8 protein-coding genes are annotated in these 26170 nt (G+C 47.2%); 6 read left to right on the plus strand and 2 right to left on the minus strand.

The window, feature by feature from the left end; all coding sequences use genetic code 11:
* Positions 1-222 precede the first annotated feature (222 nt).
* On the minus strand, positions 223-4959 hold the full coding sequence (locus QUA57_RS17805; RefSeq protein ID WP_333062552.1) for a glutamate synthase-related protein: 4737 nt from the start codon (positions 4957-4959) through the stop codon (positions 223-225).
* A 1364-nt stretch (positions 4960-6323) separates the two neighbouring features.
* Here QUA57_RS17805 and QUA57_RS17810 point away from each other — a divergent pair.
* From QUA57_RS17810 to QUA57_RS17820, 3 genes are all read left to right on the plus strand, one after another.
* Positions 6324-11816 carry an AAA family ATPase gene (locus tag QUA57_RS17810; RefSeq protein ID WP_333062553.1) on the plus strand — a complete coding sequence of 1831 codons (5493 nt, stop codon included), beginning with the start codon at positions 6324-6326 and terminating at the stop codon, positions 11814-11816.
* 132 nt (positions 11817-11948) lie between these two features.
* Positions 11949-14081, plus strand: coding sequence for a phosphodiester glycosidase family protein (locus QUA57_RS17815; protein WP_333062555.1), 2133 nt, complete (start codon positions 11949-11951; stop codon positions 14079-14081).
* A gap of 161 nt (positions 14082-14242) precedes the next feature.
* A complete protein-coding gene (locus QUA57_RS17820) occupies positions 14243-14455 on the plus strand; it encodes a hypothetical protein (protein WP_333062556.1) in 213 nt (70 codons plus the stop codon).
* Between the two features lie 69 nt (positions 14456-14524).
* On the opposite strand, the gene QUA57_RS17825 is transcribed toward QUA57_RS17820, so the two are convergent.
* Positions 14525-15658: a succinylglutamate desuccinylase/aspartoacylase domain-containing protein gene (locus tag QUA57_RS17825; RefSeq protein WP_333062557.1), complete on the minus strand. Its 1134-nt coding sequence runs from the start codon at positions 15656-15658 to the stop codon at positions 14525-14527.
* 243 nt (positions 15659-15901) lie between these two features.
* On the opposite strand from QUA57_RS17825, the gene QUA57_RS17830 reads away from it, so the two are divergent.
* The 3 genes from QUA57_RS17830 to QUA57_RS17840 all read left to right on the plus strand — a co-directional run bounded on the left by QUA57_RS17830 (position 15902) and on the right by QUA57_RS17840 (position 26169).
* Positions 15902-18649, plus strand: a complete 2748-nt coding sequence (locus QUA57_RS17830; protein ID WP_333062558.1) for a DEAD/DEAH box helicase — start codon at positions 15902-15904, stop codon at positions 18647-18649.
* Positions 18650-19025: 376 nt separating this feature from the next.
* Positions 19026-21767: a family 10 glycosylhydrolase gene (locus tag QUA57_RS17835; RefSeq protein WP_445304488.1), complete on the plus strand. Its 2742-nt coding sequence runs from the start codon at positions 19026-19028 to the stop codon at positions 21765-21767.
* A gap of 457 nt (positions 21768-22224) precedes the next feature.
* The gene (locus QUA57_RS17840) at positions 22225-26169 is read left to right on the plus strand and encodes a PAS domain S-box protein (protein ID WP_333062561.1); all 3945 of its coding nucleotides are present in this window, start codon (positions 22225-22227) and stop codon (positions 26167-26169) included.
* The last annotated feature ends 1 nt before the right edge of the window (position 26170 follow it).

Below are 26170 nucleotides of genomic sequence, written 5' to 3' on the forward strand. Positions count from 1 at the left end.
TGGCACATCTCTTGATGAAGTTATTCGTGCTTATTGTGCAGAAAGAGTGTCTCATACTTATTTGAAATGACTATAAATTTTTATCATACCCTATTTAAAGTCACAACAGCTTCTATAGAGCACTCTTGCTCTTGGGAAAGCGATCGATTATTCCGCAAGCCCTAAGTAGATTAAAAAAGAGGCAACTCGTGTCGCCCCTCATCTATTTAATCAACTGCAAAATTACACTTCCACAGCAATCTTTTGTTCCGAAGCCTCCGGCGAATTCACTTCACTTGGCGGCACAACTTGCCAGAACTTAGGCAAATATTCCGACCAATTTGCTAAAATCTTCGCAGCTTTCTTGCTGCCAGTTCGATCGCGCTGAGCCTCAATCAACTCCTTCAATTGCGCCTCCCCAGCGGCCGTACAAACCCGCTGCATCTTCACAATCTCCCCGTTGACGTGAGCTGGGAAAGTCCCATCTTCATCGAGGAAATAAGCCAAGCCGCCAGTCATTCCAGCGCCGACGTTGCGGCCGACTTTTCCTAACACGACGATCGCGCCACCAGTCATGTACTCGCAGCAGTGATCGCCTGCACCTTCAATGACTGCTTTCGCCATCGAGTTACGCACCGCAAACCGTTCGCCAGCTTTACCCGCAGCCAACAGAGTTCCGCCCGTCGCACCGTACAAACAAGTGTTGCCGACGATCGCATTTTCGGAAGCATCATAAGTTGCACCAGCCGGCGGTGCGATCGCGATTTCGCCGCCGTGCATTCCTTTACCCACGTAGTCATTGGCTTGGCCTGACAGTACCAGCGTCATTCCCGGCAAATTGAACGCGCCGAAGCTTTGGCCTGCGCTACCAGTAAAGTTGAGGGTGATTTGACCGCTAAAGCCGGTGTTACCGTGTTGCTGTGCGATCGCACCTGCCAAACGTGCACCCACAGTGCGATCGGTATTCACCAATTTTACATTCTTGCTAACAGTGCCGTGATTGGCGATCGCACTTTGAATCTCAGCATCCGCCAGCAAATCGTCGTCTAACACTGGCCCGTTGGTGTTTACGTCGCCGTGGATCAAGAAAGATCGATCGCTCTTAGTATCCGGTAACTTGGTCAAACAATCCAAATTAATTGCTTGCGTTTTAGTTAGTTGAACCCCCTCGCGCATTTTCAACAAATCCGCGCGGCCGATGATATCTGCGATCGACTTATAACCCAATTTCGCCAGCAAACTCCGCACTTCTTGTGCTACGAAATAGAAGAAATTAACAACGTGTTCCGGCGTTCCGGGGAACCGTTTCCGCAAGTGTTCTTGTTGAGTTGTCACGCCCACCGGACAACTATTCATGTGGCAAACGCGAGCCATAATACAGCCTTCTGCAATCATTGCCACGGTGCCGAAACCGTACTCTTCGCCGCCCATCAAAGCGCCTACAATCACGTCCCAGCCGCTTTTAAAGCCACCGTCAACGCGCAGCAAAACTCGATCGCGCAATTTATTCTCCATCAGCACCCGGTGAACTTCGGTCAATCCGAGCTCCCACGGAGAACCTGCGTGCTTAATCGAACTCAGTGGCGAAGCACCGGTGCCGCCATCGTGGCCGGAAATTTGAATCACATCAGCATTTGCCTTGGCGACACCAGCCGCGACAGTACCGATGCCGACTTCCGACACCAACTTCACCGAAACTCCCGCTTTCGGATTGATTTGGTGCAAGTCAAAGATCAACTGCGCCAAATCCTCGATCGAATAAATATCGTGGTGAGGAGGAGGCGAAATCAGGGTGACACCAGGTTTCGACCGGCGCAAATAAGCAATGTACTCGCTCACTTTCGGCCCCGGCAATTGACCGCCTTCACCCGGTTTCGCACCTTGTGCGATCTTAATTTCGATTTGTTCGGCGTTCATCAGATACTCAGGAGTCACCCCGAAGCGTCCCGAAGCTACCTGTTTGATGGATGAAGAAGCTGTATCGCCGTTCTGCAAACCTTTCAAGTGAGGTAGCGTTTGTGAGAAACCGGCTTCGCTCACATCGTTTAGCACTTTGTAGCGCACCGGGTCTTCGCCGCCTTCGCCGGAGTTGGATTTGCCGCCGATGCGGTTCATGGCAATCGCTAGCGTTTCGTGGGCTTCCGGGGACAAAGCGCCGAGAGACATTCCGCCCGTGGCAAAGCGTTTGACAATATCTGCTACAGATTCTACTTCTTCGAGAGGAATCGGAGGACGATCGCTCTGGAAATCCAGCAAATCCCGCAAAGCCGTTACCGGGCGATTTTCGAGCTGTTTCTTGTAAACCTCGTAATGGTCGTAGGCACTTTCCGAATTTTTGTCACCAATTGGTGTCATTTTGGGTTCGGCCCCGTTGCCATTACTGTTAGTTTGAGCCTTAAAAGTAGTCACAGCCTTGTGCAAAGCCTTAGCCATTTCCGGGCTGTTCATGTGATATTCGCCGCCCCGGCGGTACTGCACGAAGCCGAAGTTTTCCAGCTTTTTCAGAACCAATTCTGGGAAAGCCTGACTGTGGAAAGACATTACCTCGTTAGCCAGTTCCGCGACACTCAAACCGCCGATGCGAGAAACCGTGCCTTTGAAGCCCAAATCGAGCAGATCGCCGCCAATGCCGATCGCCTCAAAGATTTGCGCCCCCTGATAGCTAGACAGCAGCGAAATCCCCATTTTCGACATAATCTTCAGCAAGCCGTTTTCCACCGCTGTGCGGTATCTAGCTTGAGCCTGCGTCACGGTAATATTGGGAACTTTGCCGTGCTGCATCAAGTTTTGAGTCTTGGGGTCAGACCACCAGGCGCGCACGCTTTCCAATGCCAAGTAAGGGCAAACAGCCACCGCCCCGTAACCCAGCAAACAAGCGAAGTGGTGAGTGCTCCAACATTGGGCGGTATCCACAACTAGGGAAGTTTGCATCCGCAGGCCGACGCTAATTAAGTGGTGGTGAACCGCACCAACTGCCAGGAAGGGCGGAATATAAGTGCATTCTGCACTCAATCCAACAGAAGATCCATCGCCTTCTTTCTTCAAAAGTCGATCGCTCAAAATCAGAATTCTCGAACCCTCGCGCACGGCTTGAGCCGCCTTTTGACAAAGTTGCTCGACTGCGGTTTTCAAACCGCCAGGCCCGGCCGCAATTTTGTAAAGCGTTGACAATTCGGTTGCGGGGAAAGACTTTTGCTCTTTCAAGAAACACAGTTCAGCGTCGTTGAGTACGGGGGAATCAATTTTTAGCCGCTTGGCATTTTCTGGTATTGCTTGCAGTAAATTGCCCCGCAGGCCCACATTCATCGTCAGCGACATCACCATCCCCTCGCGCAGGGGGTCGATCGGCGGATTTGTCACTTGAGCGAACCGCTGTTTGAAATAGTTGTACAGCAACTGAGGCTTTTCTGACAACACAGCCAAGGGAACGTCGTCGCCCATGCAGAAAGTCGGTTCTTTCCCAGAACTCGCCATCTCGACGATCACCATGTCCAAATCTTCTGCTGTGTAGCCGAAAGCAGTTTGGGTTGCCAACAGCGTTTGCGAGTCGAGGGTTGGGGTTTCGGCAAAAGGCTGCGGTTCCAAGGTTTCGCGGTGTTTTTGCAGCCATTCACCGTAGGGATGCCGCTTAGCAATTCGCTGTTTGAGTTGCCAATTTTTGAGAATTTCTTGAGTTTGCAGGTCAACTGCAATCATTTGTCCTGGCCCCAAACGGCCTTTTTCGACAATATCTGCTTCGGGAATATCGACAACTCCGGCTTCGGAAGCCACAATTACCAAACCGTCTTTAGTAATGCAGTAGCGCGCCGGCCGCAAACCGTTGCGATCGAGCGTAGCACCTACTTGTTTGCCGTCGCTGAACACCAGCAGTGCGGGGCCGTCCCAAGGTTCTTGAATGCCGCTGTAATATTCGTAAAAATCGACAATTTCTGGATAAGGAGCCAAATCCGGCTGATTTTTGTAGGCTTCGGGCACCAGAATTGTCAGGGACTCCAGGGGGGTGCGGCCGGAGTGTACCAACAACTCCATCACGTTGTCCAAGTTTGCCGAATCGCTGCTTTCGGGATTGACAATTGGGTTAAACGTGTCGATATCAGCTTGACTCCAATTCGGGTGAGCTAAATTCGCTTGTCGCGCCTTCATCCAGGTAATATTGCCCAACAACGTGTTAATTTCCCCGTTGTGTCCCAGCAAGCGCATCGGCTGGGCTAAGCGCCAGCGGGGCAGGGTGTTGGTGCTGAAGCGCCGGTGATAGACGGCAAAGGAGCTTTTATAAGCGGGATTTTTCAGGTCTGGGTAAAATTCTGCCAGTACGGCCGATCGCACCATGCCTTTATAGACGATCGTGCGGCAGGAGAAAGAGCAAGTATAAAAGTCTTCGCGGGTGAAGTTAGGGCGATTTGACAGCGCGTGTCCGATCGTGCGGCGCGCCAGAAATAGATGTCTGTCAAGTTCGTCTCCGGCTAATTGCGGTGAACTGACAATTACTTGTTCGATTTGAGGTTGATTTTCTAGCGCTTGCTCGCCCAAAACCGACGGTACAATGGGAACTTTGCGCCATCCCACAACTGTCAGCCCGCGATCTGTCAGAACTTGCTCAACCACCTGCCGCGCTATAGTCGCTTGAAATTTATCTTGAGACAGAAACAGCATTCCCACGCCGCAGTTTTCCCGTGCGGGAGGCACAATTCCCTGTTCGGCAAACCAAGCATCCAGCAATTCCCAAGGAATCGCGGTCATTAAACCCGCACCGTCGCCGGAATCTGAGTCAGCGCTGCAACCGCCGCGATGTTCCAGACAAGTTAAAGCTGGCAGCGCTTTCTCAATAATCGAGTGCGTAGCTTCGCCGCTTTGGTTGGCAATAAACCCCACACCGCAGGCATCTCTTTCTTCCACTAACCAGCTTTGGCCGGCGAATGGAGTTCCTCGCTCAGTCTGATGCACGTTTCTGTTTCTGTTTGGATCGATCGTGTTACCCATGTTGATTGAATGTTATTTCCGTGATTGTATGGTGGATGCGTTTTTATAGCTCGGAGAGAGAAGGCTGCCGAGCGGTGGGAGCCTAGTAAACTTTAAAACAGCACATTGGAAGCTGATTGGATAAAAATTTACGTCGATGCTGCCTGTACTTAGCACTAAAACCCTGTTTGCAGATTTCAAATTATCTCGCTCGCATCGCCTCGGAGATGTCTCCTAGAATACCCTGCTGTTAAAAAGCAGTGATTCTTTGGGAAATCGCCGCCCTGCAACTAGATACATTGCAGGCGCTCTAGTTTTTTGTGTGGGTTTTTCCTGAGTTTGGAAGGGTAGCCTTGCGGACTCAGGTAGATAGTAACTTTAGCGTTATTTTGCTTGCTGCGCTGTTGAGTTGCTTTCGTCAGCGCCCGCAGACACAAAAGCCACCTGCCCGCTCAGTCGGTAGGTGCAATGTAGCAGCGCGGTTCACAACTGGTGAAACCTGTCTTATTGTGAAGTCAACTCTCAAGCCGCGAACATCAAGTTTATCAAAAAATTGATAAAATTTCACCCCTTACACTCAGAGTTTGCGCGCAAGTCTTGTCAGCGATGTCCAGAACCCAGGCTAAGATGCCTAGCCGAAAAAGGTTGACAGTTTTCCATAAGCCTATTTTGTATTTTTTTACCCACAAACTTTTTTGACACTCTCAGGTCTAAAGACGCGCTTGATTCTTGATTCGTTGAGGCGATTTGCTGATGCAGGATTTCTATCTTCTTCAGTACATCTTATCTCTCCCCAAGCGTTGCCTAGATTTAATCCAGAGGTATCGGTCTTCCCGACCGTACCCCATCCTCTCCTGGAGGATGTTTATAGCTGCGTTTTCCTAGCGAGCTAATACACAACCACACTTGCAAATAGGGGTTTTGGTATATAGCATTTTCTTTACCACGACTCCGCAACTAGAGCCTTCTTGGCTGGTTTTATTGCGGATTAACCGCAACCCTGCCTCTCTTAAATACTTTTGCAAAGTATTCAATCCAGAAACAGGCGTCGATACCACTACCCATCGTTAATTGACTTAGCTAGGCAAGGATTTTTCACCATGCTTTTTATCCTATTCATTAGCTTATTAAGTTCCTCTTCAATGAACGGCTGTGATTCAATCAGCGTTAGCCTCCTTCATTTTCTACTTAGTCTTAACTTCCTTATCAACATCTCTTACCTAAAATATTAAGTCTTGTTTTTTTAAATGGCGTTTTCATAATTTGAGGTACAAAGTAGATTAAACTAAGTATAATTAATGAATAGTACGGCCGATAGAGCGAAAATAGTAGATATTAACTCTAAAAAGCTTCAGGCTTGACAGAAGCAATAGGAATAGGTAGGTATGGCTAGCATAACAAATATTTTTCGAGGATATCAGATTAACGAGCAAATATATGCAGGCAATCGAACTCTAGTTTATCGTGCCCATCGGTCTTCCGATCAGCAGCCCGTAGTGATAAAACTGCTGCGAAATGACTTTCCCCGCTTCCACGAACTGGTTCACTTCCGCAATCAGTTTGTCATTACTAAAAACTTAGAGATCCCCGGCACTGTCAAGGCATACAGCCTGGAGACTTACCATAACCACTATGCTCTGGTGATGGAAGACTTTGGCGGAATTTCCTTAAATAGCTACCTCGCTAGTCTAGTGTTCGCCAGCAGGGAACCTCTGGAAGGGTTGCCTATTAACGAGTTTCTTCCCATTGCCATTCAAATTGCCAACTCGCTTGATGGACTTTATCGCCACCACGTCATCCATAAAGACCTCAAACCCGCCAATATTTTAATTAACCCTGTCAGCAAACAAGTTAAGCTGATTGACTTCAGCATCGCTTCCCGGTTGCCGCGCCAAACCCAAGAAGTTCAAAATCCCAACCTCCTGGAAGGCACTTTACCTTACATATCTCCCGAACAAACTGGGCGAATGAACCGAGGCATTGACTACCGCACGGATTTCTACTCTCTGGGAGTTACATTCTACGAACTGCTGACGAGACAGTTGCCTTTTCAAAGCGAAGATCCAATAGAGTTAGTACACTGTCACCTTGCCAAGCAGCCTATCCCACTCCATAACCTTAACAAAAGCGTTCCATTGGTGCTGTCTGAAATTGTTAGCAAACTAATGGCGAAGAATGCTGAAGATAGGTATCAAAGTGCGATCGGGCTCAAGTTTGATTTGGAGACTTGTTTGTACCAGTGGCAACAAACTGGAGAAATCGCATCTTTTAAACTAGGGCAGCGAGATTTGTGCGATCGCTTCATCATCCCCGAAAAATTATATGGTAGAGAGAACGAAGTATTCTCCCTACTGGCAGCCTTCGATCGCGTAAGTGCAGGAAGCGCGGAAATGATGCTGGTGGCTGGCTACTCAGGTATTGGCAAAACCGCCGTCGTCAACGAAGTTCACAAACCGATTGTTGCAGCTAGAGGCTACTTCATTAAAGGCAAATTCGACCAATTTGGACGCAGCCAACCATTCTCAGCTTTTGTACAAGCTTTTCGCGATTTAATGAAGCAATTGCTGAGCGAAAGAGATGCTAAAGTTGAACAGTGGAAGACTCAAATCCTGGCAGCATTGGGCGAGAATGCTCAGGTAATCGTTGAGGTAATTCCTGAACTAGAACGGATTATCGGAGAGCAACCACCAGCACCAGAGCTTTCGGGCAGTGCTGCCCAGAATCGCTTCAATCGCTTATTAGAGAACTTCATTCAACTCTTCACAACCAAAGAACATCCCCTCGTCATTTTCTTAGATGACTTGCAATGGGCTGACTCAGCCTCATTAAAGTTGATTCAACTTTTGACGAGCGATCGCGATCGGCGGTATCTCTTTTTAATTGGAGCGTATCGAGATAACGAAGTCAGTCCCGTACACCCTTTGGTAGTGACATTATCCGACATTCAACAAACGGGAGCTACTGTAAATACCATCACCCTCGCGCCGCTCGATTGCGTCAATTTGAATTGTTTGATTGCCGATACTTTAGTTTGTTCTAGAGCGTTGGCTATGCCCTTAACAGAACTGGTCGATCAAAAAACCCAAGGCAATCCATTTTTTAGCACACAATTTCTCAAATTATTGCATGAAGATGGGCTAATTACCTTTGATTTTGACGAGCGGTATTGGCAGTGCGATATCGCGACCGTGCGAACCTTAGCCCTGACTGATGATGTTGTCGAGTTCATGGCGATTCAATTGCAAAAGTTGCCAATCCAGACGCAAGAAGTTTTAAAATTAGCTGCCTGCATTGGCAACGAATTTGATATAGAAATGCTGGCGGTAGTGTGTGAAAAATCTTCTTCAGATACGGCAGCCACCTTGTGGCCAGCTTTGCAAGCAGGGTTGATTCTCCCACTAACTGAAGTTTATAAATTTTTCACTTCAGAGGAGTTTGAATTCACAAATCAGAATTCAGAAGGAGAAAGCAATACTTCTGACTCGTGGTTCCCGAATCCAGAATCCTGTTATTACAAATTTCTGCACGATCGCGTACAGCAAGCAGCTTACGTTTTAATTCCCGAATCTCAGAAACAATCCACTCACCTCAATATTGGTCAACTTTTGTTGATTAATACTCCAACAGCAGAAAGGGAAGAGAGAATTTTTAATATAGTCAACCAGTTGAATTATGGTGTTGATTTAATTGCCGAACCAACAGAGCGTTATCAACTGGCGGAGTTAAATTTGATTGCTGGACGTAAGGCGAAGACTGCTACCGCTTATGCTGCGGCACGCAAATATTTAAGTTTTGGCAGGGAAATCCTAGCTCCCGATAGCTGGCACACTCACTATGAAACAGCCCTGGAACTGCACGTATTAGCGGCAGAAACTGCATACCTGAGCTATGATTTTCAGGAAATGGAGGAATTAGCAGCTTTAGTGCAGCACCATGCCAAAACGCTGCTGGATAAGGTCAAAGTTTATGAAATCGAGCTTTCTGCTTGTACGGCGCAAGTCAAACCTCAACAAGCAGTTGAAATGGGGTTAGCAGTTCTCAAACTCTTGGGAATCTGCTTTCCAGAAAATCCAACTCCGGCAGATATTCAGCAGAGACTAGAACAAACGGCGTCACTTTTTGCTGGCAAAAAAGTTGCGGACTTTATTGATTTGCCAGAAATGGAAAATCTCCAAAAGCAAGCAGCCTTGCGAATTTTATCAGGTTTAGTTTCTCCAGCCTACATCACGGCTCCACTTCTCCTGCCACTGGTTATTGTCGAAATGGTTCATTTGTCGGTTAGTTATGGGAATGCTCCCTTATCTGCTTTTGCTTACGGCTTGTATGGATTGGTATTAAGCGGTGTAGTTCAAGACATTGAAACAGGGTTTGAGTTTGGAAAATTAGCGTTAAATGTTGTTGATTTATTTAATGCTAATTACCTCAAAACTAAAGTATACTATACAGTAGGCGTTCACATCATACATGGTAAACATCATGTTAAAGAAACCATCCCTCTTTTAAAAGAGGGCTACACGAGAGGGCTGGAAACGGGAGAGCTAGAATTAGGATATTCAGCCAAAGAAATCTCTCAATATTCATATTTAATCGGTCGGGAAATTAGCGGACTCGAAGAGGAGGTAGCGACTTACTGCAAGGCGCTGGTTCAATTTAAACAAGAAGCAGCGTTAAATTATACTCAAATCGTTCATCAGGCTTTATTAAATCTGCTGGGGCGATCGGAAAACCCCTGTCAATTTGTGGGAGATGCCTACAATGAAGAAAAAATGCTCCCCTTTCATATCCAAGCAAACGATCGCAACGGGCTCCACTATTTGTACTTCCATAAAATGCTTGTGTGTTACCTATTTGGAGAAACCGAGCAAGCTTTAGAAAATGCTCGGCAAGCCGAACAGTATTTAGACGCGGTGACAGGTATGCTCAATGTGCCGATGTTCTACTTTTATGACTCTCTAGCACGGCTGGGAGTTTGTCGCGAGGTGGGTTCATCGGAAGAGAAACAAGAACATCTGCAAAAAGTGAAAAGCAACCAGGAAACCCTTCATAAATGGGCACATCACGCCCCCATGAATTTCTCTCACAAATGTTACCTAGTGGAAGCCGAACTGTTCCGAGTGCTGGGTGAAAATGTGTTGGCGATGGAGAGTTACGATCGCGCCATTTTTCTTGCTAAAGAAAACGATTATCTCAACGAGGAAGCTCTAGCGAATGAATTGGCTGCTAAATTTTACTTGGCATGGGGGAAAGAAAAAGTTGGTCAGGTATATCTAATAGATGCTTACTATGCTTATGCTCGGTGGGGAGCGAAAGCAAAAATCGACGATTTAGAACAACGCTACCCCGAACTTCTGGCTCCTATCTTCAAACAGGAGAAAGCTCGTTCGTTTGAGGAAGGTACTATCTCCCATGAGACTTCATTGATTTCTAGTCATCGCCAAACAATTGCTGGAAGTACGAGTACCACAGTAATAGATTTACCAACTGTTATCAAAGCTTATCAAGCTTTGTCTAGCGAAATTAAGCTGGAACAATTGCTCACTACCCTTATGGAAGTAGCGATTCAGAATGCAGGCGCTCAAATAGGAGTATTGATTTTGAAAGAAGACGACAAGTGGACAATCGCCGTCCACTGTAGCGATCGCCAAGGCTGTCTTCTGCAAGAAACTATTGGGATCGAGGAGAGCGAATCAATTCCCCAGACTGTCATTAATTACGTCAAACGCACCCAGAAAATCCTAGTTTTCGATGATGTCAAGACTGAATTAATATTTGCTTCTGACCTCTATATCAAGCAGCACCAACCTAAGAGTATCCTATGTACTCCGATTATCCATCAAGGCAAAATGATGGCAATTCTGTATTTGGAAAATAATCTGACGACAGGGGCATTCACTGGCGATCGCGTCGCTCTCCTCAACATCCTCTGTTCCCAAGCTGCCATCTCGCTGGAAAACGCCCGCTTATATCAGCAATCTCAACAGCTTTATCAACAATCTCAGGATTATGCCCAAAAACTGGAGCAGTCTATCCAAGATCTCAAACAGACGCAACTGCAATTGGTGCAGGGTGAAAAGATGTCGGCTCTGGGAAATTTAGTCGCAGGGGTAGCCCACGAAATTAACAATCCCGTAGGCTTTATCGCCGGGAACTTGCAACCTGCTCAAGAATACGTGGGGGATTTATTCAATTTGATTGATTTGTATCAAGAAAAATTTCCCAATCCGGGAGGGGAAATTGAAGCCGAAATAGAAGATATGGACTTGGAGTATTTGCGGGAAGATTTGCCCAAATTAATTAGTTCAATGAAGGAGGGAGTCGAGCGCATTCGCAATATTAGTACGAGTTTGAGAACGTTTTCGAGGGCAGATAGCGATCGACCCGTTTCTTTCAATATTCACGATGGGATTGAAAGCACTCTGCTAATTCTCAAGCACCGTTTAAAAGCCAGCGAATTGCGCCCTGCCATTGAAGTGGTGAGAGAGTATGGTAACTTGCCCCTAGTGAAATGCTTTCCCGGACAGTTAAACCAGGTATTTATGAATGTGCTGGCTAATGCCATTGACGCTTTGGAGGAGTCAAATAAGGAGCGCAGTTTTAGTGAAATTAAAGCCCTACCTAATAAAATCACGGTTCAAACTGCTCTGAGCGAAGACAAAAATCAGGTTTTGATTCGGATTAAGGATAATGGAGTGGGGATGTCGGCGGAAGTTCAGGAAAACATCTTTAACCACTTATTTACAACCAAGCCTGTGGGTCAAGGAACCGGGTTAGGATTGTCGATCGCACACCAAATTGTTGTGGAAAAACATGGAGGTACGTTACTCGTAAATTCTTCTTTGGGGCAGGGTTCGGAGTTTGTGATTTCTATTCCGGGGTGAGCCTTTTGTAGTAGGGCTTGAGGGCAATTAGTGCGATCGCCAAAAATATCGGATTTAGTAAGAAGAGACATACGGATTTTCCGGGTTTCTACATCCCCAGGCGTTTAGAAGTGAAATTGTGAGTTGTAAGCTGTGAAAGGTAATTTTTTCTATTGGCGTATAATATTTTCAGTCTCGATTTTACCCGTACTGGCGATCGCCCCGTCTTTAGTGTGGAATCAACCCGCAAGAGCACAAGAGGGGGAGAGGGCTGGGTTAATTCATGCTTCGAGAGCCCGCCAGGGAATTCATTCCCTGGCTGATAGCGAAAGTCGGTTAAAACCGACTGAAATATTGAGCCATAGTTCTCTTGAGAAAACTTTAACTATGAGACAGGGGTTGAAACCCCTGTCGGACTCTAGGCTTTTGGCTCAATCTGTACCGCCATCTTCGATAATTAGACAAGGCCGCCAAGTTTCTCTAAACGGTCGCATTCTGCCCTTAGCTTGGACTCAGCAGCCGGCAAACAGCACTTCGGGGAATTTCCGAACTTGGATTGCTGATGTGGGATTGATGCAAAGTGCGGGAGTGGATTTGCTTAGCAGCGCCGACAGTGCCCAACAACCGGTGCAGTGGTTTTCGGTATCTTTAACCGGTCCTCAAAGCTTAGCAGCGCGGGCAACAGGCTCGTATCGTTACTTAGATGTTACCGATTTTGCTAGACTTGCGGGCTGGGAGATATCTGCTGATGGGAATATTCTCAAAATTACTTCTCAAACTGCAAGTGTTACCGGAATTCGGCAAGCGGAAATAGAATCGGGCGATCGCATTGTTGTAGATCTCGATCGGCCCGCCCCTTGGCAAGTCAACTTTGTCGATAAACCAAGCCCGTCGCCGACACCCACGCCCAACCCCCCGGACGACCCCACAAAGCCCGCTATCCCACTGCAAAACCTCCGCGCAGCGCCAAACCTCGAAACACCAGACGACCCGACCAAACCCGGCCTCCCGCTGCCAATAACGCCCGCAGGGCCGATCGCCGGTCAAGAATGGTCGATCGCGATCGATGCCAAAGTCGCTCCCGCCTTACTTCAGGACACTTTTCAAACCAGCAAACAATTGCTATCGCTAAAAGTCGAACCTGACGGCGCTCAAACTAAAGTCAAAGTGAAGATTCCTTTAGGTTGGCGGCCGCAAGTTTTCAGCCTGGGAAATCCCAATCGATTAGTTATCGACATTCGCCCCGATTCGTTAGTAGAAAAAAATATTCTTTGGGCTCCCGGTGTGCAGTGGCGGCAGCAGTATCAGAATTTAGGAACTGCGCGTTTTCCAGTAGTTTGGTTAGAAGTTAATCCGCGTCAATCCGGTGTAAAAATTCGACCGATTCTCAGCAATCCGCCGACAGATCAAGGCACTGCACCTTTATTGCAAACAGCAGAAGTATCGGGTGCGGGTGCGGCGATTAATGCAGGTTTTTTCAATCGAATTAATCGCTTAGCTTTAGGGGCAATTCGGCGTGACAATAAATGGCTTTCCGGGCCTATATTGAACCGGGGGGCGATCGCCTGGAACGATGGGGGAGAATTTGCGATTGATCGTTTGACTTTGCAAGAAACCTTGATAACTCGGGCCAATCAATTTTTCCCTGTTTCTCATCTCAATAGTGCCTACGTGCAATCGGGAATTGGTCGCTACACTCCTGATTGGGGAACAACTTATACTCCGCTGTCTGGCAATGAAATAGTTGTGACAGTTGCGGGCGAGCGAGTTGTCAGCCAATCCCCCGGAGGTGCGCCGGGAACAACAAGTTTTCCCATTCCAGCTAACGGTTATATTTTGGCTTTGCGTTCCGATTTTTCGCCTGCCTCTCAATTCACTCCCGGTACATTATTGCGTCTGGAAACTAACACTTTTCCTGCTGATTTTAACCGTTTTCCTTACATTCTCGGCGGCGGGCCGGTGTTGGTACAAAACAGTCGAGTTGTGCTGGATGCGAAGGCGGAAGGGTTTAGCGATGCCTATGTTAGACAGACAGCAATTAGAAGTGCGATCGGGCGAAATGCTGCGGGAAATTTGCTGATTGTAGCGGTGCACAACCGCGCGGGCGGGGCGGGACCAAATTTCGCAGAACTGGCGCAGATATTGCAGCAAATGGGTGCTGTGGATGCTTTAAATTTGGATGGGGGAAGTTCAACGAGTTTGTATTTGGGAGGTAGTTTGCTCGATCGACCTCCGTCAACTGCTGCGAGAGTTCATAATGCGATCGGTATTTTCATTCAACCATAAACCGTCACCTTAAATTGTAGGGTGCGTCAGTGTGCGTTATCTTCTCAACAATCTAGAATCTCCGCACTGACGCACCTTACAAACTCTTGTACCACCCTGATTAAGGGTGGGAGTAAAAGTTTTTATAATCCAAAATCGCAAATCGAGCGGCTTGTTTGTATGTGATGATAACGGGATATTCCCCGCGAAATTTGGAGGCTCAAAATTCGTTTTTGGCGATTTTACAAAATGATGCGGTTCCTGTGCGCGATCGCACTTTTGCAATTCCTCAACCGCTAGCCACCGTTATCGATCGCGCTTTAATTGACAATCCTGATATTTATTATAAAAGTGCGGCTGAATTTAAACAAGCCCTATTCAATAGTATATCGTAAATTATGGTTCGACTACCAATAGGTTTTCAGCAACCCGGTTTCTTCAAAAAACCCGTTTTTTTGGTATTCTCAATCTGCCATCACACACAATACATACTCTCCTTGATTTACTGAGTGATTGGTCGAAACATCAAAAATGAAAAGATCCGACTCAGCACAAACATCAACCAAAGTCGGAAATTCCCCATTCTTATTAAAGCTGAGAATTTGATAAAGCCGATCGCCCTTTTTGACATAACTCCCCAATTGCACTCGATTTTGAATCATCCCGCCCGCCGGCGCATAGTAGGTGTTCAGCGAATGCTTGGGGGTGAAAATAACTTGATGATTCGCAGTTTCCGGGAGAGGGAATCCATCTATTTTCAATAAACCTTTACTTGCTAAGTAATTTTTGATGCCCCGCAAGCCATTCGCCACCGAATCGGGATTCATTTGCATCCCCGAACCTAATTCTAAAGTCCAAGCTTCCACATCAAATTTGATCGCACTTCCCAACTCTGCTAAAATCTTCTCCAAAGCCAGCCAAGGCTTGAGAAACGCCTCGTCAAAAGCATCCCCATCGTACTCGTCCATCAAGATTGCGCGATCGAGCAAAAAAGCTTTCGCACTCTCCTCCCGGGAATTAAAACAGTAAAGGTAATCTAAACTTTGATTAGTAGAACTGTGCAAGTCCAACACATAGTCAGCATCCAAACACAAAGATTGTAGCTGATATCGGTAAAATTCGCTGTAGGGGCGGCAACTAGGAGCGTTAATTTTTTCCAACTCTTTCGCAAAACTCAAAGCAATCGCTTTTCTATAATTAACTTTGACAGTATGGGCATCAAGATGGATGTGAGACTTAGCAAAACCTAGAATATCTTCCCCTTGTTTTTCAAAATCCCAGAAAATCCGGTTCCAATTTACCCCATCATAAAGATTGTAACGACCTGGGGAAAAATGGTGCGATCGCTGGCTGACACCCACAGGATTGCAAACCGGAACTAGGCAAATTTCCCCGCTTAACTGGCTGCTGTCCAAAGACATTAAAAACTCAATTAATTGGTAAATCACAGCATTACCGCTAATCTCAGCGCCGTGGAGGTTAGATTGGAGATAAGCTTTTTTGCCGGGAATCGCACCTTGGAACTGATAGACTTGCAGTGAAAGCCGATCGCCCGAAGCAAGCTGCACCACAGGAATAGTCGAAATAACTGGAATCATAGAGAAGGAAACGGGGAATGGGGAATTGGGAATTGGGCATGGGGCATGGGGCATGGGGCATCGGGCATTGGTAACTGGTAATTGGTAATGGTTACTAATGACTAATGACTAATGACAACTGCCAACAGACTTATTCCTTAATAGCCGATTTGCTGACGAAGGTCTAAAATCAATACAGTCCTCTGCTGACTTGCTTTCAGCAAGATTTAAGCATACTTATCCTGCAACCTTATAATAATTCTTGTGCCAGACACCGCCCAGAACCGCCCAGAGCTGGATCTGAAGACCATATTTCCATTCGAGCTAGATAACTTTCAGAGAGAGGCGATCGCCGCCCTCGATGCAGGTAAATCGGTTGTTGTGTGCGCTCCCACAGGCTCTGGGAAAACGTTAATCGGGGAATACGCCATCCATCAAGCACTCTCCAGGGGGCGGCGCGTCTTCTATACCACTCCCCTCAAAGCACTCTCTAACCAAAAGCTGCGCGACTTCCGCAGTCAATTTGGAGACGACAACGTAGGTTTGCTCACGGGCGACATCTCCGTCAATCGAGATGCGCCGATTTTGGTGATGACTACCGAAATATTTCGGAATATGCTCTACGGTACGCCGATCGGAGAAGTCGGTACTTCCCTCACCGGAGTCGAAACCGTGGTGCTCGACGAGTGTCACTACATGAACGATCGCCAGCGCGGTACTGTCTGGGAAGAATCCATCATCTACTGTTCCAGCGAAATTCAACTGCTGGCCCTCTCAGCAACCGTTGCCAATAGCGAGCAACTCACAGACTGGATTAACAAAGTCCACGGGCCCACAGAGCTCGTCTACTCAGACTTTCGGCCAGTGCCGCTGCAATTTCACTTCGCCAACCAAAAAGGGATATTTCCCCTGCTAGACGAGACCGGCAAAAGAGCGAATGTCCGGTTAGTCCCCAAAAAGAAGCAGCAAAAAGTAGAAAGAGGCAGCATCCCCACTCCGAGTTTGACCGATGTTTTGGCGCGGTTGGACGATCGAGATATGCTACCAGCAATTTACTTCATCTTCAGCCGTCGCGGGTGCGACCAAGCAGTCGCCGAAGTCGGCAATTTCTCCCTGGTTAACGAAGCCGAAACAGCCGAACTCAAACGCATCATTGACGATTTTTTACAGCGAAACCCAGAAGCAGAACGCTTCGGTCAAAAAGAAGCTCTTTTAAAAGGCATCGCCGCCCACCACGCAGGCATTTTGCCCGCTTGGAAAGGTTTAGTAGAAGAACTATTTGGCAGAGGTTTGATTAAAGTCGTATTTGCCACCGAAACCCTAGCAGCCGGGATTAATATGCCCGCCCGCACCACAGTCATTTCCACCCTGTCCAAGCGCACCGACAAGGGACACCGACTGCTAAACGCTTCAGAATTCCTGCAAATGGCCGGTCGGGCTGGTCGGCGGGGCATGGACAAGCTGGGGCACGTCGTCGCAGTTCAGACGCGCTTTGAAGGCGCAAAAGAAGCCTCTTATTTGGCAACAGCCAAAGCCGACCCTCTCGCCAGTCAGTTTACGCCCAGCTACGGCATGGTGCTGAATTTGCTGCAAACTCACACTCTCGACGAAGCTCAAGAGTTGGTAGAGCGGAGTTTTGGTCAATACCTGTCTACCTTGTACTTGCAGCCGCAGCAAGAAGAATTAGACCGATTGCAAACAGAATTGGCGGTGCTCGAACAGTCCCTGGCGGCCGGAGGAAATGTCTCCACTCTGGAAAAAGAGCTCGCCCATTACGAAAAATTGCAGGCAAGACTCAAAGAAGACAAACGTTTGCTCAAAATTCTCTTGCAGCAAGCAGAAGAAGCCAGATTTAAGGAGATGTCCGTAGCTGTGGCTTTTGCAGTGCTCGGCACGGTTATGAGTCTCAAAGGCAAGCACGTTCCGACAGCCAAAAGATCCCACACAAATCCTGTACCCGCCGTATTGGTTGCCAAAATCGCAGGTTCCGGCCAAGCACCAAATTTGGTGTGCTTGGGCAAAGATAACCGCTGGTATGTCGTCGCCATTAGCGATGTCGCTACCCTGCACGCCGAATTACCTCGCTTGAGCGTTGCAGATACCTTGAACCCGCCGTCGGAAATGCCCCTGAGACTCGGCCAGTGCCGCTTGGGAAATGAAGAAACTGCTTCAATTGCTGCATCGATCCCACAATTGCCGACACCAGAACCGAGCCCAGAGGCGATCGAGCAACAGCAGAAAATCGCAGCCCTAGAAGCTAAGCTAGAAATTCACCCGGTTCTAGAATGGGGAAATCCCGGTACTTTGCTCAAACGCCAGCGCCGCCGGGAAGAATTGAAAAAAGAAATCCGCAAAAGCGAACAAGAATTAGAAAAGCAGCGAGCTCGCTACTGGGAGCAATTTCTCAACTTAATCGACATCTTGCTTAATTTCGGCTGCTTGGAAAGAGTAGTTTCGGCAACGGGAAACCGAGATGACTCCTCCGACAGATTGGTGCCCACAGTCTTGGGTCAAGCTTGCGCCGCCATTCGCGGCGATAACGAACTGTGGCTGGGTTTGTCCCTGATGTCTGCAGAGTTTGATGAACTCGACCCCCACCACCTCGCTGCTGCTTGCGCTGCCTTAGTTACAGAAGTTTCCAGGCCCGACAGTTGGACTCACTACTCGCTTTCGCCAGAAGTTTTGGCACCTTTGGACAATCTGCAAAAAGGCCTGCGCCGCCGATTGTTTCAAGTGCAGTACCGTCACGAAGCTGCCATCCCGATTTGGCTGGAACGGGATTTAGTGACTTTGGTCGAACAGTGGGCTCTGGGAGTTGAATGGCTGGAACTGATTAGCCATACGAGTTTGGATGAAGGGGATGTGGTGCGGATTTTGCGCCGGACTTTGGATTTCTTGTCTCAGATTCCTCACGTTCCTCACGTCTCGGATTCTTTGCGGAGGAATGCTTGTCGGGCGATGCAGTTAATCGATCGATTCCCGGTGAATGAAGCTGCAACGCCAGAAAATTAGTTGACTGTTGGCTGTTGGCTGTTGGCTGTCCCGCATCTAAATTGTATTTTTGGTTTTTCAACCCAAATGCACGCAGATTTTAATCTAAAATCGTTTGCGGTTGCATCGGTATTTTTCAAATGTCCAAACAGTCAATACTCAACAGTCAACTGTCAACTGTCATCAGGACTACACCCAGATTTAAATCTAAAATCCAAAATCTAAAATCTAAAATCTAAAATCGCTCGATCGCACTTTTTCCTGATTCAGGTTGCAGGGCAGGATAGAAAATTGTATGGTGCGGATCGATCGCTCTTAATTGTTATTGAATTTTTGTCTAGCAGTGCGCTGGGTAATTCTCATATTTATGATGCAACAAATCAAAAAGCCTCATCAAATGCCTGATGCCTGCTCCCAGGCTAAAAAAAATCGCTTTTTCACTTTCTTGCAAAGAGTCTTAATTGGAACTCTAGCGAGTACATTACTAAATCTCTTCATCCTATTTCCCTCTCCGAGTTTCGCAGAAGTAGTTCTGGGCGTTGTTCGCAGTTCCGAGAATTCTCCCGACTGGGTGAAGATTACGACGCGCCTCTGGGAAAGTGGCATTGCTTACAAACCAATCAATCTCGAAGAAATCAAAAATGTGGCGGATTTAGCAGGCGTTAACGTGCTGTTTTTGCCCAATATTGAAACTTTGAGTCCGGCGCAAATTAAAGTTTTAGAAGCTTGGGCCTCCCAGGGCGGCCGCTTGATTGCTTCGGGCCCCGTCGGCCGCAGTTCTCCGGCCTTGGTGCGCCAATCTTTGCGATCGCTCCTCGGGGCCTATTGGGCTTTTCCGTTAACCCAGCCGGCTACTCCACAACCGCGCAACCGCTGTCGGGATCTTGCTTGCACTACTTCTAGCAATTGGGTGCCGACTGCACAACAAAATGCTTCTGTTCAAGGCGGTGTCTTGATTCCGGCTGATGCGAACAGTCAAACTATTGCTACTTGGAAAGATAGTTCCGGTTCCTCCGCAGCCATCGCCACGGATCGCGCTACCTACCTCGGCTGGCGCTGGGGTAGCGACGGTTCGGCAAATGTAGATAAGGCTTGGCTGCAAGCCTCGATCGCCCGCTGGGGAGGCACGATCGCTTCGCAGCCCTCTGCGCCGCCGCCTGCCGCCGCGACACCGCTGCCAACTCCCCCCTCCCGAGTCACTAGAAACAGCCCTAATTCGCCGCGTACTACCCCGCTGAGCCGACTTTCTCCCTCTGGCTCGGTTCCCGATCCAGTTCCTGCAACTTTTACAGACCCTTCGGATCAGTCGGCGCCGCCGGGTTTGGACGTGCAGGCAAATTCCAATAAGCCGATCGTCAGCATTGAAGCGTACTTGATGCGCCAAGAACTCACTAACCTCCTCGGCCGTTTTGAAAGCGCCCTGACAGCATCTAATTCAGCCAATACCGCCGTCAATCTCAATGCTGCTAACACCCCTCAACTGGTGGCGGCAGAACAAGGGGGCGGCGGCCCGGCAGCAAGTCGCTTGACTATTCTGCAAGCGAGCAGGACGGGAGCGATCGCCCAAGCGCGGCAGGTTTTGCAAACTTTTGACCAACTCCTGCAACAGCAAAACTACGCGGAGGCTAGAAAGCAGTGGGTGGAAGCGCGGCAGTTGCTGTGGCAAAATTACCCGAAGGAAGGACAGCGCGTTGGGGCGGAAATTCGGGCGGTTTGGCTCGATCGCGGGACGATCGTCGCAGCGCGATCGGAACAGGGTTTGGCCGCAGTGTTCGATCGGCTCGCCGCCGCCGGTATCAATACCGTTTTCTTTGAAACTTTGAATGCCGGATATACGATTTATCCCAGTCAAGTTGCACAGCAACAAAATCCCCTAACAGTTGGCTGGGACCCGCTGGCATCTGCGGTTAAATTAGCTCACGAGCGAGGCATGGAACTGCACGCTTGGGTTTGGGTTTTTGCTACAGGAAATAAGCGCCACAATACTTTAATTGGCCAGCCTACTTCTTATCCCGGGCCGGTACTTTCCTCTCATCCACAGTGGGCAAATCTTGACAATAAAGGACGCACGCAAAATCCTAACGATGGTAAATTTTATATCGATCCGGCGAACCCGGAAGCGCGTAATTATTTGCTGCGAATTGTCAGCGAAATTGCCAACAACTACAAAGTAGATGGGGTGCAATTAGACTATATTCGCTATCCTTTTCAAGATGACAATGCGAATTTTACTTACGGTTACGGTATTGCGGCGAGGCAGCAATTTAGGCAGTTGACTGGTGCAGATCCGGTGAATATTTCCCCCAGGGACGGCAGTTTGTGGCGGCAGTGGGTTGAGTTTAAAACTAATCAAATTAATAGTTTTGTAGCTGAAGTTTCTCAGCTTTTGCGGCAGAATTATCCGCGAACAATTCTGTCGGTGGCGGTGTTTCCGCACCCGGAAAGTCAGCGTATTTACAAAATTCAACAAAATTGGGAAGTTTGGGCTCGTCAGGGCATTGTAGATTTGATTGTGCCGATGACTTATGCTTTGGATACGAACCGACTTCAGCGCATTACGGAACCGTTGGTAAAGGAACAAATTCTGGGTTCGGCTTTGATTTCTCCGTCGGTTAAGTTGTTGAGTCTCCCGGAAGTGGTGGCGATCGACCAAATTCAAGCTTTGCGCGATTTGCCGACAGGGGGCTATGCTATTTTTGCGGTGGAAAGTATCAGCAGCGGGATGCAGGGGTTTTTTAACCGCACTCAAGGCACGCCAGTGCGTTCCACTTCTGCTGCGGAGCCGATTCCTTACCGACAGCCGTTTGCGGCGGCGGCTTCGCGGTATACTGCTCTCAAGCAGGAATGGAGTTTTTTGTTGGCTAACAATCAGTTGCGGGTGTCGGAATCTGAACTAAAAGTTTTGCAAAGTCGAGCCGATGAATTGGCGCAAGCTTTGAGCAACTTGGCGGCAAATCCTTCTACGGAAAGTTTAGCCACTGCTAAAAGATTGTTAAGGGGTTTTCAAGCTCAATTTCAATCTTCGATGCGCTTGCATTCTGTCGAAAATAGCTATCAGGTGCAAACTTGGCAAAATCGTTTGGAGAGTTTGGATATGCTGTTACGTTACGGCGAAAGGATGGAGTTGAACCGCAGGTAAATAAAGATTTTTGGGGTGTGTGCTTGTTAGCTACTGTTTGTTCAAACTGAGATGTTGCACCATTCTCAATAACCCTTCCCTGGGCGGGTTCTCCTGCCCACCCCACAATAAAATGTACTTGTTGTGGAACAGGCAAGATGCCTGTTCCACAATAAAATTCATCTCTTGTGGAACAGGCATCTTGCCTGTTCCTAAATAAGTAATTGAGAATGGTGCAATAGATCAGATGATTTCGACTTAGGTCGATCGCGCCCAATGAGCTGTATCAGTAGTTACGAAAAAACTCCGAGTAGAAATACGCTATTTTGATATAAATTGATTGACGGTACTGTCGTCAGTAAACTACAGCATAAGGAGAAAAAGAAGGGCAAAGGGAACATAATTTACACTCAAAACTCCCAACAATTACCAATGCCCAATTCCCAATGCCCAATGCCCAATTCCTCTTAGGATGAATATGTTTCCTAAACCCCTCAATCGTTTTGCTACAAAATTTATCGGCAAAGCTCCATTACAAACGGTGCTCGTAGTTCCCTTTTTAGTGCAAATTGTCGGCACGGTAGGAGTTGTAGGTTGGCTATCTTTCCAAAACGGTCAGCGGGCAGTCAACGAGGTAGCCGCTCAGTTGCGGGGAGAAATTAGCGATCGCATCAAAGACCGCATGGAAAATTATATGTCAATTCCCCACATTGTCAATCACCTGAACGTTCAAGGCATAAAATTGGGGCAGTTGAACCTAGAAGACAACCAAAAACTAGAACATCATTTCCTAGAACAAATTCAATATTTTGATTCGATCAGCATCATTTACACAGGTAAAGAAAATGGAGAACATTCGGGAGCAATCCGCACTAAAGATAGGATTTTGATATCGGCTGCTGACAGCTCTACGGGCAATAAATTAGCTCGATATACTGCGGATTCTCAGGGAAACCGCCTTCAATTAGTGCAAATTTCACCCAATATCTACGACCCGCGAACTCGCCCTTGGTACATAGCTGCCGCTGCGGCTAAAAAACCAATTTGGACTCCAATCTATACAGATTTTTTGACAAGGGAACTGGCAATTACTGCTGCTTTGCCTATCTACGATGACGCTGGCAAATTGTTAGGCGTAGCTGGCAGCGATTTGCTGTTTTCTCGAATCAAAGAATTTCTCGTCAGCCTCAAAATTGGCAAATCGGGACAAACTTTTGTCATGGAGCGATCGGGGATGTTAATTGCCACTTCAACGGCGAGTGCAGAATTTGTGGTGGAAGGTAAAGAAACAAGACGCATCAAAGCTTCAGAAAGCGACAATCCGGTAATTAGACAAACGGCACAGCATTTAGATAAACACTACGACAGCTTAGCTAAAATCAATAATTCTCAACAGCTTACTTTTGATGTTGACCGCAAGCGAAATTTTATTCAGGTAGCTCCTTTTAAAGACGATCGAGGGTTGGATTGGCTGATTGTAGTAGTTGTACCCGAGTCTGACTTTATGGAGCAAATTAACCTCAACACGCGCACGACTTTTTTACTGTCGCTTGCAGCTTTGATGGGAGCGACAATCCTGGGGATTCTTACTGCTAAATGGGTTGTTCAACCGATTTTAAGATTGAATGCGGCGGCGAAAGCTTTGGCGCGGAATAAATGGGATACAAAGCTCACTCTAAATCGCGAAGACGAACTCGGAGAACTTGCCACTGCTTTTAACAGCATGGCAGAGCAATTGCAGCATTCATTTACTTCCCTCTCAGAAAGCGAAAGCCGACTCAAACAATTTCTCAATGCAGTACCGCTAGGGATTTTTATTGCAGAGCCAAATGGTCAACCTCACTACATTAACCCTACAGGAGAAAAACTTTTATCTCAAGGAATTGTGGCAGCAGATGCCGAAGAATTGCGCCAATTATACAGAGTTTATTTAGCTGGGACTCAGGAAATTTACCCGGCGGAACGCGACCCAATTTTAAATGCTTTGCAGGGCAAAAGTGTAACTGTTGATGACATTGAAATCTTCTCCAATAACAAAACTGTTCCCCTGCAAGTTTGGGGTACTCCTATTTACGACTCCCAAGGAAATATTATTTACGGAATGTGCGCTTTTCAAAATATTACGAAACGAAAAATAGCGGAGAAATTATTAAGAGCATACAACCAAAATTTAGCAGTGCAAGTTGCCGAACGCACCGCAGATCTTGCTAAGGCAAAGGAAAAGTTTTCTAAAGCTTTTCGTTCGAGCCCGAATGCGATTACAATTACAAGAATTCGTGACGGTTGTCATCTAGAAGTTAATGATAGTTTTTGCCGGATGATGGGCTACACCCAGGAAGAAATTATCGGTAAAACAGCGGTTGAACTCAACTTTTGGGCGAGTTTGAAAGAGCGTGACCGCATGATTAAAATGTTAAAAGACAAGACAGCAATTCACAATTATGAGCTGAGGTTTCGCAATAAAAATGGTACAGAAAGAACGGCACTGCTGTCTATAGAAACCATCGATATTGACGGAGAAGCTTGTTTTTTGTCGATGTCTAGCGATATTACCGATCGCCAAAAAGCAGAAACTGCCCTCCGGGAAGCCGAAGAAAAGTACCGCAACATTTATGAAAATGCTTTGAATGGAATTTTTCAAACTGCTGTTGACGGGAAATACATCAGTGCTAACCCCGCTTTAGCTAACATCTACGGTTACGACTCGCCTGCAGATTTAATAGCAGCACAGCCGAATTTCAATAATCAGCTTTACGTGAAACCCAACCGCCGCGACGAATTTGCAGCGCTGATCAACGAGTACGGCATACTATCAAACTTTGAATCGGAAATTTACCGCAAAGATGGCAGCATAATCTGGATTTCGGAAAATTGTCGCGCTGTCTGCGATGAAGCAGGAAATTTACTTTACTACGAAGGTTTTATTAAAGACATTACTGATAACAAACAAGCGGAAATCAAAATGCAGCAGGCGAAAGAAGCGGCCGAAGCAGCAAACAAAGCTAAGAGTACCTTTCTCGCCAATATGAGCCACGAATTGCGATCGCCCCTGAACGCGGTCATCGGCTTTGCTCAAGTCCTGATCCGCAGTCAAAAGTTGTCTCAGGAAAATCAAGAAAATGTCGGAATTATCCTGCGGAGTGGCGAACATTTACTGGCTTTAATTAACCAAGTCTTAGACTTGTCAAAAATCGAAGCCGGACGCACGACTCTTAATGCAAAAAGCTTCGATTTGTACCAACTAATCGACGATTTAGAAGATATGTTTGCTCTCAAAGCTGAGCAAAAAGGTTTGCAATTAATCTTCGACACAGACGCAGAAGTTCCCCATTACATTTGTACTGATGAAGTTAAATTGCGGCAAGTCTTAATTAATTTGCTCAATAATGCGATTAAATTTACCTCAGAAGGGGGAGTGTCGGTGCAAGTCAAAGGAGGAAGGCAGAATATACATAAAAACAGCACTGACCAATTGCCCGGCCGCTACTGGCTGCATTTTGAAGTTCAAGATACTGGTGCAGGCATTGCTGCTGAGGAAATCCATCAGTTGTTTGAAGCATTTGTGCAGACGAAAACCGGGAAAGATTCTCAGGAAGGAACGGGTTTAGGTTTAGCTATTAGCCGTCAGTTCGTGCAATTAATGGGAGGTGAAATTACTGTTAGCAGCGACATCGGAAAGGGTGCATTGTTTCAGTTTGACATCCAAGTTTATCTGGTTGAAGCTAGTGATATTGAAAGCAAAAAAACTCAACGTCGAGTTGTTGCCCTCGAACCGAATCAGCCGAGTTATCGCTTGCTAATTGTGGACGACAAACCTTTGAATCGCCAACTGTTAGTAAAACTTCTCAGTCCACTCGGATTTGAGTTGAGAGAAGCAAATAACGGTAAAGAAGCGGTTGATATTTTTATGGAGTGGGAACCGCATCTGATTTGGATGGACATGAGAATGCCTGTCATGGACGGCTATGAGGCAACGAAACAGATTAAAACTACAACTGGCGGGCAAGCAACGGCGATTGTGGCCCTAACTGCTAGCGTTTTGGAGGAAGAACGGGCGGTGATTCTTTCGGCGGGTTGCGATGATTTTATGCGGAAACCGTTCCGCGAGGAGGATATCTTTGTGGCAATGGGAAAACATTTAGGAGTACGCTATATTTATGAAGATCCAACCGCAGTAAGTGCCGCAGGTGTAGAGGAGTCAAGTCAGGAGGTGCTGACACCGGAGGCTTTTGCCTCTCTTTCTCCAGACTGGATGGCCCAATTTAAGCAAAGTATTTTGAGTGTGGACATGGAGGCGATCGCGACTTCGATCGCACAAATCGGCACTGTCAATCCCTCTCTCGCGGGCAAGCTTCAAGATTGCATTAATAATTTTGAATATGACAGAATTTTGAACATAATCGATATCAGCGAAAAACAGTAAA

The sequence above is a fragment of the Microcoleus sp. Pol7_B2 genome, from assembly GCF_036701035.1.
Classification (GTDB): Bacteria; Cyanobacteriota; Cyanobacteriia; order Cyanobacteriales; family Microcoleaceae; genus Microcoleus.